Raw genomic sequence first — 15,637 nt, 5'->3', positions numbered from 1 at the left:
ACCCGGCCGCACTGCATGGACGGGGCTTTTAATATGGTTCGTGCGGAACGCAAGCCGTTTGGCGCACGGCCTTAGGAGGAAAAAGCAAAAATGGCAAAAGATTCAAAGAAGCTCGTACAGGCGATCACCAGCCAGGAAGAGAACTTCGCACAGTGGTACACCGATATCTGCGTGAAGGCAGAGCTGGTGGAGTACTCCAGCGTGAAGGGTTTCATCATCCTGCGCCCCTACGGTCAGGCCATCTGGGAGCTGATCCAGAAGGACATGGATGCCCGGTTCAAGGCCACCGGCCATGAGAACGTGGCAATGCCCGTGCTGATCCCGGAAAGCCTGCTGCAGAAGGAAGGCGAACTGGTCAATGGCTTCGCGCCGGAGGTGGCGTGGGTCACGATGGGCGGTTCCGACAAGCTGGAAGAGCGTCTGGCCGTGCGTCCCACCAGTGAGACCATGTTCTGCGACCACTGGTCCCGCGTGCTGCACAGCTACCGTGAGCTTCCCATGAAGTACAACCAGTGGTGCAGCGTTATCCGCTGGGAAAAGACCACCCGCCCCTTCCTGCGCAGCCGCGAGTTCTGGTGGCAGGAAGGCCACACCATCCACGAGACTGCCGCCGAGGCTGAGGCTGAGACCCAGCAGCAGCTGAACTGCTACGCAGATGTCTGCGAGCAGGATCTGGCCATCCCCGTGGTGAAGGGCCGCAAGACCGACAAGGAAAAGTTTGCCGGTGCCGAGGCCACCTATACCATCGAGGCCATGATGAAGGACGGCAAGGCCCTGCAGAGCGGCACCAGCCACTACTTTGGCGATAAGTTCAGCAAGGCTTATGACGTGACCTTTACCGGCCGCGACAACCAGCTGCATCATCCGTTCCAGACCAGCTGGGGCGTTTCCACCCGTCTGGTGGGCGCTATCATCATGACCCACGGCGACGACGACGGCCTGATCCTGCCCCCGGCAGTGGCCCCCATTCAGGTGGTCGTAGTGCCCATCGCAGCCCACAAGCCCGGCGTTTCCGAGAAGGCTGCCGAGCTGGCCGAGAAGATCAGCAAGTATGCCCGCGTGAAGCTGGACGACAGCGACAATGCACCCGGCTGGAAGTTCTCCCAGTGGGAGATGAAGGGCGTGCCTCTGCGTCTGGAGATCGGCCCCAAGGATCTGGAAAAGAACCAGTGCGTGCTGGTGCGCCGCGATACCCGCGAAAAAGTCTTCGTCTCTCTGGACGAGCTGGAGACTGCGATCCCCGCACAGCTGGAGGCTCTGCGCAAAGATCTGTACGAGCGTGCTCTTGCCAACCGCGAGAAGCGCACCTGGGCTGCCACCACCATGGACGAGGTGAAGGAGCTGGCCAAGGCAAACACCGGCTACATCAAGACCATGTGGTGCGGCGACCTTGCCTGCGAAATGAAGATGAAGGAAGAAGTCGGTCTGTCCAGCCGCTGCATGCCGTTTGAGCAGGAACACCTGAGCGATGTATGCCCCTGCTGCGGCAAGCCCGCCAAGACCATGGTCTACTGGGGCGTGGCGTACTAAGCTTTCCTTTTACTGACAATACAAGAAAAAACGGAACACTTCGGTGCTCCGTTTTTTCTTGTATTTTGACAATTTTTGTGTTATTATGAATTTGTCGCTTTCAGGCGGCAAGGCACTGCATACAACGGCAGGCGGTTCGGCCCCACTTCCGAAAGGAGGTGAAGCTCATGCCAATTACTTTGACATTCCATATCTTTGGATTGGTATTTACTATCAAGGTAAAAAGCGAGAACCGCCACCCTGGCCGGTGACGGTTCTTAGTTTTTAAGACTGTTCATCAAAAAGGCTGACCGCTTGTCGCAGTGCCTTTTCTGTTTACAGTATACTCATTTTCAAAGGTTCTGTCAAGTGCACGCAGCTTCGTTTCTGCGTGCTTTTTTATCGTTCAAACGTGGTGCTCAGGGTGGTCTCCCAGCTTTCACCCGGGGCAAGGCAGGCGGCAGCGGCACGCTGGCTCCACTGCTGCGGGTCAGTCTCGGCGGCGGGCAGACTGTGCCACGGCTCAATGCACACAAACCGCACCGGCTTTGCAGGGGCCGACCAGATGAGCGCGTAGGGGTAGCCTTCCACATTGCAGGTGATCTTGCGGCCGGTGCCCTTCTCATAGATGCCAATGGTCTTGGTGCGCAGGCCCGCCATGCAGAAGCTGTCGTTTGCGAACAGATCATCCGTCAGCTGGATGGCCTGCTGGTTCTTCCACTGATAGTAGCACTTGCCAGACAGCAGGCCGTTCGGACGGGCATCCAGAATGACCGGGCTTTCCGGCTGGTCGAACCGGAACTCGTAATCCGTGGTGGTGTGCTGTGCATCAAAGGGGATGTTGAACGCCGGGTGATAGCCGATGCCAAAGCGCAGCTCTTCGGTGCCGGGGTTGCGCACCGTCAGCGTATGGTGCACGGTCTTGCCGTCCAGACGGAAGGTGCTGGTGAGCACAAAATCGAAGGGGAAGCGTTCGGCTTTGATGGCATCATCCGAGCGCAGCTCCAACTGGATGGTATCGCCCTCGGCCTTGAGCAGGGTGTGCTCCATGTCGCGGGCAAAACCGTGCTGACCGCCCTTGTACGTTTTGCCGTCCACCTCAAAGGTACCGCCGGGCAGCTTGCCCGTCCACGGGAACAGAATGGGAGCGTGGCGCTTCCACACAGCCGGGTCGGCCTGCCAGAGCAGCTCTTCCCCCGCCGCATTTTTCAGGCTGACTGCTTCGGCACCGTGGGTGTCCACGGTCAAGGTCAAAAATTCGTTGTGAATGGTTGCCTGCATTTTCAGTATCTCCTTTGTCCTTCTTATTTTCCGGGGTCTTCTGCTTCCAGTATACTCCCCCGTGTGCCAAAAATAAAGTCCCGCCCAGTTTCAGCAGAGCTGTGCCAGCGGCAGGGTGACTGCAAAGGTAGTGCCGTTTTCGCTGCTGCGTTCCACGGTCACACTGCCGCCATGCAGCACGGCGATCTCCCGCACAAGGGCAAGGCCAAGCCCAACGCCGCCCATCTCCCGGCTGCGGGACTTATCCACCCGGAAAAAGGGCTGGAAGATGCTCTCCCGGCAGTCTGCGGGGATACCCGGGCCGGTATCTGCAACGCGCAGTACAGCGGTCTGCTTTTCCTGTTGCAGGGTGACGCGCACCGCACCGCCGGGGCGGTTATACTTGATGCCGTTTTCCACCAGATTGAACACCAGCCGGTAGATCAGCGCATCGCTGCCCACCATGCCAAGTTCCTCGCAGTCCTGCTGCAAAGAGATATTGTTTTTCTGGGCAAGGGGGGTCAGGTCGGTCAGGATCTCCTCCACCAGCGGCGCAAGGGCGATCTGGTCGGTGCGGGAGACTGATTGCAGATTGCTCATCTCTAATAAAGTGCGCACAAGAGCGGTCAGGCGGTCCAGCTGCTCCCGCAGAGAGCGGATCAGCCCGGCAGTTTCGGCGTCCATGGCCGGGTGCTCCTCTGCAAACAGTTCCAGCTTCGTCTGCAAAATAGCCAGCGGGGTGCGCAGCTCGTGGGCGGCATTGCCCGCAAACTGCCGCTGCAACTCAAAGGACTGCGCCAGACCATCCAGCATCCGGTTCACCGACCGGCTCAACTGCCCGAATTCCTGCACAGTGTTTTCGTCCAGACGGGTGGTGGCGATGCTGTCCTGATCGACCTGCTGCGCCTGCTGCGCAAGCTGCTGTAACGGTTTCAGCGCTCTGCCGCTGACAAAATAAGCAATGGCAGCGCTGACGATGGTGACCACGACGGTGATGCACCAGCCCTTGCGGCCAAAGACCACCTTTGCATCGTAGACTTCCTGCGAAAAATGCGCCAGCAGACTGGACATTTCCTCCTGCGGGATCTCGATGGTCAACGGATCCGCACTGCCGGGCTGGTACTGCATCATAAAGCCGTTGAGGGCATCCATGCCGGTAACGCCGGTGCGGTATAAAAGCAGGTTCATGCACACGCAGGCGCAGGCGATGAGCAGCGCGGTCAGCAGGGTGATGCGCCATTGCAGGGACAAATGTTTCATTGTACCTCGCCTCCGATCTCGTAGCCTTCCCCGATGCGGTTGCGGATGGGGTCGTAGCCCAGCGCCGCCCGCAGCTTTTTGCGCAGGGCAGAGATATGCACCCGGATGGAGTTGCTGAAGCTGTCTACACTGCCATCCCAGACGTGCTCGATGAGTTCTTCCTGACTGACCGGGCGTCCCTGATGCAGCAGCAGATATTCCAGTACGCCGCTCTCCTTCCGCGTCAAAGCAAGGGTCTGACCGTCCACAGCAGCAACGCGGCTACGGGTGTTGAAGCTCAGCCGTCCGCAGCACAGACAGACGTCTTGCTGAATAAATTTGCGCCGGGTCAGGCTGCGCACCCGGGCTTCCAGCTCTGCAAGGTGAAAGGGCTTGGAAAGGTAATCGTTCGCCCCGGCATCCAGCCCCTCCACTTTATCTGCGATTTCACTGCGTGCCGACAAGATCAGCACACAGGTCTCAAGGTCGTGCCGGCGCAGGGTGCGCAGCACCTGCATTCCGTCCACCTTGGGCAGGTTGAGGTCCAGCAGTACAAGGTCGTACCGCTCTGCTGCCAGTGCCTCCAGCGCGGCCTCGCCGTCTGCACAGGCATCCACCTCGTACCCGGACAGCCGCAGCTTTCGGGCAATATCCTCCCGCAGGGAGTGCTCGTCCTCTACCACCAAAAGGCGCATCTTTGTTTTCCACCTTTCCCATAAAAATTGCGTTTTTTCTTCATTATAACAGATTATAGCAGACGGTGTTAAGATTCGTGTTAAGATTTTCTTAGCAGAGATTTTATCACGCATGGTGTATACTGATGCCATCAAACAACAGGAGGCTATGATGTTCATGACAAAAAAACAGGCGCAGCTGCTTTTGCTTGCCGCCGGGGTTCTGATGCTGCTGTTCGGCTTATGGCGGGGCGAGGCAGACACCGTATTTTCAAAAGCCATCCGGCTGTGTATGGAGTGTGTGGGCATTGGATAAGAAAAAGAAAAAGCTTTCTCCCCTTGCCCGCTTCCGGGGCTTTATACAAGCCGGGGCTACCCTGCTGACCAATCTCCACCTACCCAATTTTGCAAAAGGAGCGCTGTATCAGGGCGGCGGAAAATACGTCTGCGTGCCGGGGCTGAACTGCTATTCCTGCCCGGGCGCGGCCGGTGCCTGTCCGGTGGGAGCATTCCAGGCGGTGGTGGGCTCTTCCAAGTTCCGCTTTTCCTACTACATTACCGGCATCCTCATCCTCTTTGGGGTGCTGCTGGGGCGGTTCATCTGCGGTTTCCTCTGCCCATTCGGGTGGTTTCAGGAGCTTTTGCACAAGATCCCATCCCCCAAGCTTTCCACCAAAAAGCTGAAGCCGCTGCGCTATTTAAAGTATGCGGTGCTGCTGGTCATGGTGGTGTTGCTGCCTTTGCTGGCGGTCAATGAGCTGGGCATGGGCGACCCCTTCTTCTGCAAGTATCTCTGCCCGCAGGGCGTGCTGGAGGGTGCCATTCCCCTCTCCCTGACCAATGCGGGCATCCGCGCTGCGCTGGGCAAGCTGTTCACATGGAAGGCCTGCATCCTGCTGGCGGTCATCGTGGGCAGCGTGGTGTTCTACCGCCCCTTCTGCAAGTGGCTGTGCCCGCTGGGCGCGTTCTATGCGCTGCTGAACAAGGTCTCGCTGTTCCAGATGCGCGTAGACACCCACAAATGCGTCTCCTGCGGAGCCTGTGCAAAGGCTTGCAAGATGGACGTAGACATTACCAAGACCCCCAACCACGCCGAATGCATCCGCTGCGGGATGTGCATGAAAGCCTGTCCCACGGACGCCATTCAGTACAAGTTCGGGCTGGGGGACCAATCAAATACCGAAACAACAAAGGAGTAAAGCCATGAAGATCCATCGTATTGCCGCACTTTTTCTCAGCCTTGTGCTGGCTTTCAGCCTTGCCGCCTGCGGGCAGGGCGCATCTTCTGCATCTTCTGCATCCTCTTCTGCCGCTTCCTCTGCGGCAGCAGAAAGCAAAACCGAGGAGCAGCTGCTGGCCGAGGAAAACGAGATCCTTTCTGCAAACGATGCTCTGTGGGAGAAAGTGTTCTCATCCATGGACAAAAACGTGACCGAAACCACGATCAGCGCCAACTACGGCGATTTTCTGCTCAGCGCTGTGGAAAAGGCCAAAGATCAGTTCTCGGACGAGGAGTACAAGACCCTGACCGCAGATGCCGAAAAGATTCGTGCCATCGAGGAGCAGATCGCCGCTCTTGCCCCCGCAGAGGATGCCGCTTCCAGTGCCGCCGCACAGGGCACCGCCTTCCCCAAGTTTGAGGGCAGCGATTTAGAGGGCAACCCGGTGGACAACAGCCTGTTTGCGGGCAACGCCTTTACGGTGGTGAATTTCTGGTTCAACGGCTGCAAGCCCTGCGTGGAGGAGTTGGACGACCTGAACGCCCTGAACGAGAAGGTCAAGGCACAGGGCGGTGAGGTCATCGGCATCAACACCGAGACGCTGGACGGCAACCAGCAGGGCATTGATGCCGCCAAAAAACTGCTGGAGACAACGGGCGCAAGCTACCGCAACATCTACTTTGCCTCCGGCAGTGAGGCCGGCAAGTTTGCACTGAACATCATGGCCTTCCCCACCACTTACGTTTTTGACCGGGACGGCAACGTTGTGGGGCAGCCCCTGCTTGGCGGCATCGACAAGGAAGAAAACCTTGCCGCTCTACAAAAAAATATCGACGCCGCCCTTGCCAAGGACAGCGCCAAATAAACCTTTCTCCCCTGCCGCCTTCGGGCGGCTTTTTTATTTGCGGTGTGCATTGCCATGCACGCCCGGGTGCCGGACGGAATACGCTGGGGCAGAAGCATACTTTTACCAGCAAAGGAGCGTATCTCCATGAAAAACACCGGCATTCTACGCATTCAGGCTTTCGGTGCCCGTCAGTCCTCGCCCATCGAGGGTGTTCTCGTCACCGTGTCCGGCAACGGCTTTACCGCTCAGCGTATCACCGACGAGACCGGCACCGCTGGCGACCTCTCCATTGAAGCCCCCTCCTGTGCGCTGTCCCTGCAGGAGAACAACACCATCCGGCCCTATGCCGTTGTGGACCTGACTGCCGCAAAGGCAGGCTTCCGCACCGTGCGCATTCAGGGTGTGCAGATCTTTGCCGGGCAGGTCACACTGGCCCAGCCAGAGATGATCCCCGAGACCGAAGAGGATCGCGACGTGGTAAACCCGCCCATAGTCATCCCGGAGCATTCACTGTTCACCGGCGATGGCGGCAGCGGCCCGGACCCCATGGAGAACTGCGTGCCCCGGGTGCTGGACAGAGTCATCATTCCCAAAAACATCACGGTGCATCTGGGCAAGCCTGCAGCCTCCGCACGGAACGTGACCGTCTCCTTCCGGGATTATATTGCCAATGTGGCGTCCAGCGAAGTCTACCCTACCTGAGCTGACGAAAATAACCCAACGGGGCCATTAAACTGCTCTACCACTTAGAAATTCCATTCAATCGTGATTTTTTGCTCTCCAGTGAGTGGGTCTTTCGTTCCGACAACGACACGATGAACCAGCAGTACAGCAAGTTCACGGGTCAGATGGGAAACCTGTGCCAGTTCCCGCACACGCTGCATCTGCGTCTGAACCACGCTGGTTTCTTCCTGCTGTTGTTCCAATTCCGCTTCCAAAATATTGATTCGCGTTTCTGCGTTTTTTACATCTTCCAGAAAAGTCTGGTTCATTTCAGAAAACTGGACGGTATCAATCAGACCAGACACCTTATCCAGATACAGTTCCTGCATAGCCTTGCGCCGCCGGTCCACTTCGCTTTTCAACCGTTTCAGCTCGTCTCGCTTTGCATACTCTCGCTGCTGGATTGGGTCATCCTGTTCTGGAAGGGTAACTTTTTCAGGGTCAAAATAATCTGCCACATACGCCCGGATACGTTCCAGCACAGCATTCTCCAATGCGTTCATATCTGTACAGGTCTTGTTGCCACACACTTCCGGTGCGCGCTGATGCATCCGGCAGCGAACATAGCGTCTTTGAGTCCCATCCGCCTTTGGCTGACGGCCAGTTTGTTCCATGTAGCTGCCACAGCATCCGCAAACCACTTTTTTCGCCAGCGGATGAATCGTTCCTTTTCCACCACTCCGGGTACGTTCTTTCAGCATCATCTGAACTGTTTCAAACGTCCCCCGGTCAATGATGGCTTCATGGGTGTTTTCTACAACGATCCACTGCGACTGGGGAAGCCAAATCGTCTTTTCGGACTTATAACTCACCTTTTTATGCCGTCCCTGCACCATATCTCCGACATAAAGCTGATTGTGCAGCATCTGGTATACCGTGGGGCTACTCCAAAGGTCTGCATTGGGATTTTTCGCTGCAATATGGTAATGGATGCCATGCTGCTGTTTATAAGCAGTTGGGCTTGGAACTTTCTCATCATTCAGAATCCGCGCAATCTTATGCGCACCGATTCCACTAAGAGCCATAGAGAAAATCCGCCTTACCACTTCGGCAGCTTCCGGATCGATGATAAGTTTTCCTTTTGCATTCGGGTCTTTGCAATACCCATACCGCGCAAAAGAGCCGATGAACAAACCCTCTTTCCTCTTGTGGTCAAGCACCGAGCGGACATTGGCAGACAAGTCTTCCAGATACCACTCGTTGATCAGGCCATTGATCTGACGAGATTTTTTATTCGCAGTATCGTTTGTGTCCACATGGTCAACGACAGCAATGAACCGAATGCCCCACTCAATAAACTTTCCGTGCAGGTATTTTTCCACGAGTTCCATATCGCGGGTAAAACGGGATTGCGTCTTGGCCAGCACCACATCGAATTTATGTTCGCTTGCGGCTTGTATCATCGAATTGAAAGCCGGACGATTCCGATCGATGCCGGAATAATCCTCATCCGAATAAATCTGGTAAATATCAAATCCTTTCTCAATGGCGTACTGGATCAGCATCGATTTCTGGTTCTGAATACTTTCCGATTCGCCAATTTTATATTCATCTTCTTTGCTCAGGCGGCAATAAATTGCCGCTTTCATGATTTGCACCTTTCTTTTTGTGCACAATCGTCCATGCGCAACATACCGCATTCTCCCCTCAAATTCAAGGATGCCAAATCAGGCGCAGGATTTTGAAGGAGCGGTATCGGACAGCTCATCGACGATATATCGTTCAAATTCCTTTTGAAAATGTTCTTTGCGCTGTTCGTTGTTGTCCGAACAAAATTTTTCGTGCAGAATAAAAGGAGTTTTTTCCATCGAATCCCCCTTTTCGGTTCACTTGATTGTGATATGTGTCACTTCAGTCTATTTCCAGTCGGCGAAATTCAGAACTTTTCAACCAGTCAATATGGCTTATAAACTAAAAAAGCCTCTGAGGACGACTCCCAAATGGGAAGAGTCCTCGGAGGTATTCGTTTAGCGGGTGTTCTGCTGTCTGCGAGCGTCCTTCTGCACAGCTTTCTGTCCGCATCAAAGATATTTTCGGATGGTCGGAACAAGGATATTCCGATTGATTAACTTTGCGATACTGTTCATGTTGTAGTTGGTTCATTGCAGTTTCAGCTTACAACAAAAAATGAGATAGGCAACCCCTTTTGGGGGAAGTCTATCTCATTTTTTTGTTGGGGCTATTTTGCAACAGCCCCCCTTTATAACAACCCTGCCTTACAGTTTGGGAGAAACGCTTAGTGCTTCAGTTCCAGCAGCGCATCGCCCTGCTTTACGGTGCCACTGGCTTTAGCCGCGACAGCGGCATAGTCATCAGTATTGCAGACAATGAGCGGTGTGGTGACGGGATAGCCCTCGGCCTTGATGGCCTCGATGTCAAAGCGGATCAGCGGCTGGCCCTTGCGCACCTTGTCGCCCTCATTGACGAGGTAGGTGAAGTGCTTTCCGCCCAGCTTGACCGTATCGATGCCGATGTGCATCAGCAGTTCGGCACCGTCAGCCGTGGTCATGCCCACGGCATGGTGGGTCTCAAAGGTGGAGGAGATCTCACCGTCAGCAGGTGCCACCAGTTCACCATCGGTGGGCTCAATGGCAATGCCGTCCCCCAGTGCACCGCTGGCAAAGGCTTCATCCTTCACATCGGCCAGCGGCACTACAGTGCCGTTCAGGCAGGCAGACAGCACGGTATCCTTTGCTGCGGGGGCCGCCGGGGCGGGTGTTGCGGTCGCCGCCGGGGTCTTAGGTGCATTTTCCAGATAATCTTCCAGCTTTGCCTTGATGACGGCCACCTTGGGGCCGTATACCACCTGCACACCGTTGCCCTTGCAGATCACGCCGGAGGCACCGGAGGCTTTGAGCACATCCTGCCGGACCAGCGCAGCGTCCTTGACGGTGCAGCGCAGGCGGGTGGCGCAGCAGTCCACGTCGGACAGATTAGCGGCGCCGCCCAGACCTTCTACGATCAGGGCGCTGACCGGGTCATCCCCTGCGGGGGCGGTGCTGCCGGAAGCGGCGCTGCGGGCGTTCACGTCCGCACGGGTGTACAGCTTGACCTCCTCCGCATCGTCGCGGCCCGGGGTCTTGTAGTCAAACTTGGAGATCATGAAGCGGAAGATCAGGTAGTACAGCACAAAATACACCGCACCCACAACGACCACCCAGATCCAGTGGGTCTTGGCGTTGCCCTGCATCACGCCGAACAGCACCAGATCGATCAGACCGCCGGAGAAGGTCATGCCCACGCCCACATTCAGAATGTGCATCAGCATGAAGGACAGACCGGCCAGCACGCAGTGCACGGCGTACATGGGCAGAGCCACAAAGATAAAGGTAAATTCCAGCGGCTCGGTGATGCCGGTGAGGAAAGCCGTCAACGCAGCAGACAGCAGCAGGCCGCCTGCCGCCTTTTTCTTTTCCGGCTTGGCGCACTGGTACATCGCCAGCGCCGCGCCGGGCAGACCGAACATCATAAAGGGGAACTTACCGGCCATGAAACGGGTAGCGCTGACCGAGAACACAGTGGTGGACTTGGAAGCCAGCTCGGCAAAGAAGATGTTCTGTGCGCCGGTCACGGTGACGCCATCGATGATGGCGGTGCCGCCCACAGCGGTCTGCCAGAACGGCATATAGAACACATGATGCAGTCCAAAGGGGATCAGCGCACGCTCCAGCAGGCCGTAAATAAAGGTGCCTGCGTAGCCGGAAGCCAGCACCAGTGCACCCAGCGCGGCAATACCGCTCTGCACCACCGGCCAGATATAGAACATGGCAATGCCGACCACCAGATACACGATGGAGCTGATGATGGGCACAAAGCGGGTGCCGCCGAAGAAGGCCAGCACCTGCGGCAGCTCGATCTTATAGAACTTGTTGTGCAGCGCTGCCACGCCCAGACCGACCACGATGCCGCCGAACACACCCATTTGCAGGGTTGTGATACCCAACATGGTGGTGGTGGAGTTGGCAGGCATCGCTTCTACGCCGCCTGCCGCATTGATCATTGCCTGAATGGCTGTATTCATAATGATATAAGCCACTGCACCGGACAGGGCGGCCACCTCTTTTTCCTTGCGGGCCATGCCGATGGCCACGCCCATGGCGAACAACAGCGCCAGATTGTTGAACACGGCGCTGCCGGTCTGGCTCATCACGTCCAGAATGGTGTAGATCAGGGTACCGGGGTGGATGACGCTGTTCAGGCCATAGGCCGCCAGCATGGTTTCGTTGGTGAACGAGCTGCCGATACCCAGCAGCAGGCCCGCTACGGGCAGCAGTGCAATGGGCAGCATAAAGCTGCGTCCCACGCGCTGCAGCACGCCAAAGATCTTGTCTTTCATCTTCAATTCTCCTTTTTCCAAATTTGTATCCAGCAAATATATCCACACAGGAAAGACCTGTGGAGAATCAAAGGTGGAGCAAGAAAGCTTACTTCCCCATCCGAATCCGTTTCAGATGGATTGTAAGGAACACCAGTTCCTCGTCCGAAAGCTCCTTGTGCCAGGTGTTGCGGACATACTCCGCAATGCAGCAAGCGCATTTGTAGTGCTCGCTGCAATTGCGGGCAATCAGGGCGCGGAACACTTCGTCGTGGGTATCGCTTTCCTGCTCCTGTTTTCCTTGAAATACGCGTTGCGCAAAAAAGCGCAAATGTACTGTAAAGCGGCTGAAATCCAGTGCATCCCGGTCAAAATGGCAGTTGTAAAAGTATTCCACTACCTGCACGCAGCCATCCACAAAGCGAGTGACATCGTTCACCACGCTCATGGTGGTGTTGAGCTCTGCGTTGACGATGTGCAGCGCAATGAAGCCACCCTCGTCGTCCGAAAGGTCTGCATGGCAGCGTTGGCGGATGGTGGCAAGGCACTCCATACCAAGGCGATACTCTTCCGGGTAGAATTCCCGAATGGGAGCCATCAGCGGGTTGGAAAAGCGAATTCCCTGCTCGCTGCGCTGGATGGCAAAACTGATGTGGTCGGCCAGCGTGATGAGCAGGCTTTCGTTCAGCGGGTAGTTCACCCGGCTGCGGATCATTGCCACCAGCTCATCGGTGAGCAGCAGATGCTCATACGGGATCTGTTCCAGAAGTTCCACCAACTTCTGCTGCACGGCAGGGCTGGTCATGCGGTAGCTGCGCTCCACAGTTTCAGCCTCAATTTTATAGCCCGGCTTAACGCCAAAGCCCAGACCGCGTCCGGTGACGATCAGCTCACAGCCCGTGGGGTCCACCACGCGCAGAATATTGTTGTTGATCGGTTTTTTGACGGTATATTGCATTGTTTCTCCTCCTCAAGTTGAAAAAGGCAATAAAAAAAGACCATCCTCGACACAGCAAACATACCGAAGGCTGAAACACGCTTTCGGCTTGTGCTATGCAGAGTTGGTCTAGCCCGCCAAACGGTAACAATCCAACGACGCTGCTCACGTACAATTTTCTTTTTTGTAAGGCACGAACAAATTAAGCACTTGAATGGAAATTTATTCTATACTTGATTACAATACCATATTCTTTGCGGAGTGTCAAGATGGGAACGGGTTTCTTTTTCACTTTATCAATTTTGCCCAAACTCAGGTGATTTTCTACAGCAAATCGACAAGTAAGAATATTCCTTTTTGCTTTATATGTGCAGTTGTTTTCAATCGAGATCATTGCGGAGAAAGCTGTGCTCCATCTCGTAACTCATCGCCTTCACAAAAGACGGTCAAGAATTGCTGCCCTATATACAAAAAAGCCGCCGAGGACATCTTCCCAAAATGGGAAGAGTCCTCGGCGGTATTCGCTTATCAGGTGTGCTGCAGTCTGAGAACGTCCTTCTGTACAGCTTTCTATCCGCATCAACGATATTTTCGGAGGGGCGGTACAAAAATATTCAGATTGATCAGCTTTGCGATAAAGGGATGCTATTTTGCAACAGCCCCAAAATCAGCTTTTTCTTAATTACAGCTGGCCCATAGCATGCTTTGCGGCCAGCATGCCGAAGGTATAGCAGCGGCCCAGGGACAGGCCGGTCTGGTGGAACGGATAGTCCGCGCCGCCGTAGAACACGCCGCCCACGTTGCCCACGCAGTACAGGCCCTCGATGACGTTACCGTCAGCGTCCAGAGCCTGGCCGTTGGCGTTGGTGTTCACGCCGCTGTCGATGGAGGACACGCGGATGTGCTTGCGCACGCCCCAGAAGGGAGCCTTCTCGATCTTGTGCATGTAGGCGCTCTTCTTGCCGAAGTCCGCATCGGTCCCCTGATCGCACAGCTCGTTGTAGCGGTCAATGGTCTTTTGCAGCTCATCGGCGGGCACGTCCAGCAGAGCAGCCAGCTCCTCGATGGTGTCGGCCTTATAGGTGTCGATCAGGTTGGTGAACACGCCCTGCGGGTTCTCCACGGCACCGGGGATGTACTTGGTCATCACCTGCTCCGGCACGGGGCTGTTGGCGTAGTTCATGTAGTCGCTGTCGTAGACCTGGCAGTACCAGCCCAGAGAGCCGTCCGGGTGGTTGGCATCCACGTTGGCACCGTTGTAGCGGGGCAGATACTTGGTGATGTTGCCCATGTAGACAAAGCCGGTGTCCTCGTTGCAGAAGCGCTTGCCCTCCATGTTGACGTACAGGAACGGCTCCTCGTACATCAGGCCGGAGTCGAAGTCGTGCATCATCTTGGTGTGGCCCAGGTTCTCCATCTTGGCGCCTGCGTCGATGGCCATGATGTGGCCGTCGCCGGTCTTCTGGTACTGCTTCTTGTCGTAGCCGTCCACGTCCGGGCACCAGCGCTTGACCATGGCCTCGTTGTTCATGTAGTCGCCGGTGGCCAGGATGACGCCCTTGGAAGCGTTGAACTGGATGTACTTGCCGTTTTCGTCCTTTGCGATGACGCCGGTCACCTTGCCGTTCTCATGCACCAGCTTGACGGCGGGGGTGTTGAAGAAGGCCTCCAGATTGGAGTTCTTGGCCTGCACGTTCTCCAGCACAGTGGCCAGCACGTCGCCCACGTTCTTGGGCTTGGGGCCGATCCACGGAGCAAAGAAGTAGCAGTGCTCATCGCCGAAGTCGTAGGTGTCCATGCGGTCCTTCCACACGCCGGTCAGATCCTGGCTGGTGCACATGTAGGCAAAGATCTCCTTCTCGTCGTTGTGCAGCAGGCTGGAGGGATCCTTCACGCTGTCCACAAGGCTGCCGTCGCCGTACTCGGTCTGGTCGGTCAGACCGGCGCGGTTCAGATACCACATCAGGGCCTCTTCGGAGTTCTCGACGTAGGCGTTCAGCAGGCTGGTGTCGGCGCGCCAGTCGCACAGGCCGTTGGTCATGTGCACCCACATCTTCTTGCCGGCCTCGGTGGACTTGGACTTGATGATGGCGGAGCCGCAGTTGCCCTGGCTCACCACGATGCTCTGCTTCTGCAGCAGGGCCACATGGCCGCCCAGCTCGGCTGCCCAGCCTGCTGCGGGCACACCGGCTGCACCGGCACCCACAACGACCACGTCAAAGTCCTTGGTCTCGTCCGGGGTGATGTCGCCCAGCTCCACCACAGAGGACTCCACTTCCTCGGTGGTCAGTCCTTCGGGCACCACGGTCTCGGCCTTGCTGGCCTCGGTGGGGGCCACGGCCACGCCCTTGGCCTGGTTGATGCAGCTCTCGGCAGCCTTCTTGATGGCACCGGAGGTGATGGTGGCACCGGAATGGCCGTCCACCTCGCTGGACTGTGCGTCCAGGATCTTCTTCACCATCTCGTCGGCGATGTCGGCACCGTAGCCCTTGGTCTCGTTTGCCACGTCGATCTGCACGTCGGTGATGGCATCGGCGCTGAAGGTCATGGTCACGGTAACCGGGGTGGTGGTGTTGATGCCGGTGGCGGTGGCGCTGTAGGTACCTGCGGTATAGGTACCGGCAGCAGTGCTGCCAGAAGCTGCGCTGTTGCCGCAGCCGGCCAGCAGGCCTGCGGCAGCTGCACCCAAGGTAGCAGTGCGCAGGAAGTTGCGGCGGGAAATCTTTTCGCTCATAATCGTTCTCCTTGCCTTTTCTTTTTTCTTCGTGTGATCCGTGTTTGGCAGCAAAGTCCGCAGACTTTGTTACTGGATAAACAAAGCTTACACGTTAGAGCAGCGCGAAGGTCAAGGGTTATTTTGACAAAAATATCACAAGAATTTGTCTGATATAACAAATTCTCGTGATATTGCAA

The 15,637-nt window shown here is 56.3% G+C and carries 13 protein-coding genes; 6 read left to right on the top strand and 7 right to left on the bottom strand.

Going from position 1 to position 15,637, the window contains the following annotated elements:
- Window positions 1-90 precede the first annotated feature (90 nt).
- Together proS and DWY76_RS13895 are read left to right on the top strand one after the other, a co-directional pair.
- Complete coding sequence (gene proS, locus DWY76_RS01335) at window positions 91-1,530, top strand: proline--tRNA ligase (RefSeq protein WP_120079443.1); 1,440 nt, start codon at window positions 91-93, stop codon at window positions 1,528-1,530.
- A 58-nt stretch (window positions 1,531-1,588) separates the two neighbouring features.
- A complete protein-coding gene (locus DWY76_RS13895; RefSeq protein ID WP_165852544.1) occupies window positions 1,589-1,798 on the top strand; it encodes a hypothetical protein in 210 nt (69 codons plus the stop codon).
- A gap of 110 nt (window positions 1,799-1,908) precedes the next feature.
- On the opposite strand, the gene DWY76_RS01330 is transcribed toward DWY76_RS13895, so the two are convergent.
- The 3 genes from DWY76_RS01330 to DWY76_RS01320 all read right to left on the bottom strand — a co-directional run bounded on the left by DWY76_RS01330 (window position 1,909) and on the right by DWY76_RS01320 (window position 4,703).
- Window positions 1,909-2,790 carry an aldose 1-epimerase family protein gene (locus DWY76_RS01330; protein WP_097774777.1) on the bottom strand — a complete coding sequence of 294 codons (882 nt, stop codon included), beginning with the start codon at window positions 2,788-2,790 and terminating at the stop codon, window positions 1,909-1,911.
- A gap of 90 nt (window positions 2,791-2,880) precedes the next feature.
- Complete coding sequence (locus tag DWY76_RS01325) at window positions 2,881-4,029, bottom strand: HAMP domain-containing sensor histidine kinase (protein ID WP_005939889.1); 1,149 nt, start codon at window positions 4,027-4,029, stop codon at window positions 2,881-2,883.
- A complete protein-coding gene (locus tag DWY76_RS01320; protein WP_044953424.1) occupies window positions 4,026-4,703 on the bottom strand; it encodes a response regulator transcription factor in 678 nt (225 codons plus the stop codon). The genes DWY76_RS01325 and DWY76_RS01320 overlap by 4 nt, the downstream gene beginning before the upstream one ends.
- Window positions 4,704-4,854: 151 nt before the next feature.
- Here DWY76_RS01320 and DWY76_RS01315 point away from each other — a divergent pair, with 151 nt between their 5' ends.
- From DWY76_RS01315 to DWY76_RS01300, 4 genes are all read left to right on the top strand, one after another.
- Window positions 4,855-4,998: a CD1871A family CXXC motif-containing protein gene (locus DWY76_RS01315; protein WP_337678835.1), complete on the top strand. Its 144-nt coding sequence runs from the start codon at window positions 4,855-4,857 to the stop codon at window positions 4,996-4,998.
- Window positions 4,991-5,881, top strand: a complete 891-nt coding sequence (locus tag DWY76_RS01310; protein WP_005939881.1) for a 4Fe-4S binding protein — start codon at window positions 4,991-4,993, stop codon at window positions 5,879-5,881. Before DWY76_RS01315 ends, DWY76_RS01310 begins: the two co-directional genes overlap by 8 nt.
- Window positions 5,882-5,885: 4 nt before the next feature.
- Entirely contained in the window at window positions 5,886-6,767 is an 882-nt protein-coding gene (locus tag DWY76_RS01305) for a TlpA disulfide reductase family protein (protein WP_005939879.1), read from the top strand.
- Between the two features lie 126 nt (window positions 6,768-6,893).
- Window positions 6,894-7,451, top strand: a complete 558-nt coding sequence (locus DWY76_RS01300) for a hypothetical protein (RefSeq protein WP_243111878.1) — start codon at window positions 6,894-6,896, stop codon at window positions 7,449-7,451.
- Window positions 7,452-7,495: 44 nt separating this feature from the next.
- On the opposite strand, the gene DWY76_RS01295 is transcribed toward DWY76_RS01300, so the two are convergent.
- The 4 genes from DWY76_RS01295 to DWY76_RS01280 form a co-directional block, all read right to left on the bottom strand.
- Window positions 7,496-9,061, bottom strand: a complete 1,566-nt coding sequence (locus tag DWY76_RS01295; protein WP_120079441.1) for a recombinase family protein — start codon at window positions 9,059-9,061, stop codon at window positions 7,496-7,498.
- 647 nt (window positions 9,062-9,708) lie between these two features.
- Window positions 9,709-11,808, bottom strand: a complete 2,100-nt coding sequence (locus DWY76_RS01290) for a PTS transporter subunit IIABC (protein WP_120079439.1) — start codon at window positions 11,806-11,808, stop codon at window positions 9,709-9,711.
- Window positions 11,809-11,896: 88 nt separating this feature from the next.
- Window positions 11,897-12,745, bottom strand: a complete 849-nt coding sequence (locus DWY76_RS01285; protein ID WP_120079437.1) for a PRD domain-containing protein — start codon at window positions 12,743-12,745, stop codon at window positions 11,897-11,899.
- A 661-nt stretch (window positions 12,746-13,406) separates the two neighbouring features.
- A complete protein-coding gene (locus tag DWY76_RS01280) occupies window positions 13,407-15,458 on the bottom strand; it encodes an FAD-binding protein (RefSeq protein WP_120079435.1) in 2,052 nt (683 codons plus the stop codon).
- Window positions 15,459-15,637: the final 179 nt, after the last annotated feature.

The organism is Faecalibacterium sp. AF27-11BH (assembly GCF_003603005.1).
Taxonomy (GTDB): domain Bacteria; phylum Bacillota; class Clostridia; order Oscillospirales; family Ruminococcaceae; genus Faecalibacterium; species Faecalibacterium taiwanense.
The sequence above is the reverse complement of the archived record's forward strand: the minus strand, read 5'-3'. Positions and strand labels throughout refer to the sequence as shown.

Bases quoted from the DNA above. Each gene is read 5' to 3' on its own strand.
- DWY76_RS01330 (WP_097774777.1), bottom strand. From the start codon at position 2,790: ATGCAGGCAACCATTCACAACGAATTTTTGACCTTGACCGTGGACACC.
- proS (WP_120079443.1), top strand. From the start codon at position 91: ATGGCAAAAGATTCAAAGAAGCTCGTACAGGCGATCACCAGCCAGGAA.
- DWY76_RS01300 (WP_243111878.1), top strand. From the start codon at position 6,894: ATGAAAAACACCGGCATTCTACGCATTCAGGCTTTCGGTGCCCGTCAG.
- DWY76_RS01295 (WP_120079441.1), bottom strand. From the start codon at position 9,061: ATGAAAGCGGCAATTTATTGCCGCCTGAGCAAAGAAGATGAATATAAA.
- DWY76_RS01315 (WP_337678835.1), top strand. From the start codon at position 4,855: ATGTTCATGACAAAAAAACAGGCGCAGCTGCTTTTGCTTGCCGCCGGG.
- DWY76_RS01280 (WP_120079435.1), bottom strand. From the start codon at position 15,458: ATGAGCGAAAAGATTTCCCGCCGCAACTTCCTGCGCACTGCTACCTTG.
- DWY76_RS01320 (WP_044953424.1), bottom strand. From the start codon at position 4,703: ATGCGCCTTTTGGTGGTAGAGGACGAGCACTCCCTGCGGGAGGATATT.
- DWY76_RS01285 (WP_120079437.1), bottom strand. From the start codon at position 12,745: ATGCAATATACCGTCAAAAAACCGATCAACAACAATATTCTGCGCGTG.
- DWY76_RS01290 (WP_120079439.1), bottom strand. From the start codon at position 11,808: ATGAAAGACAAGATCTTTGGCGTGCTGCAGCGCGTGGGACGCAGCTTT.
- DWY76_RS01325 (WP_005939889.1), bottom strand. From the start codon at position 4,029: ATGAAACATTTGTCCCTGCAATGGCGCATCACCCTGCTGACCGCGCTG.
- DWY76_RS01305 (WP_005939879.1), top strand. From the start codon at position 5,886: ATGAAGATCCATCGTATTGCCGCACTTTTTCTCAGCCTTGTGCTGGCT.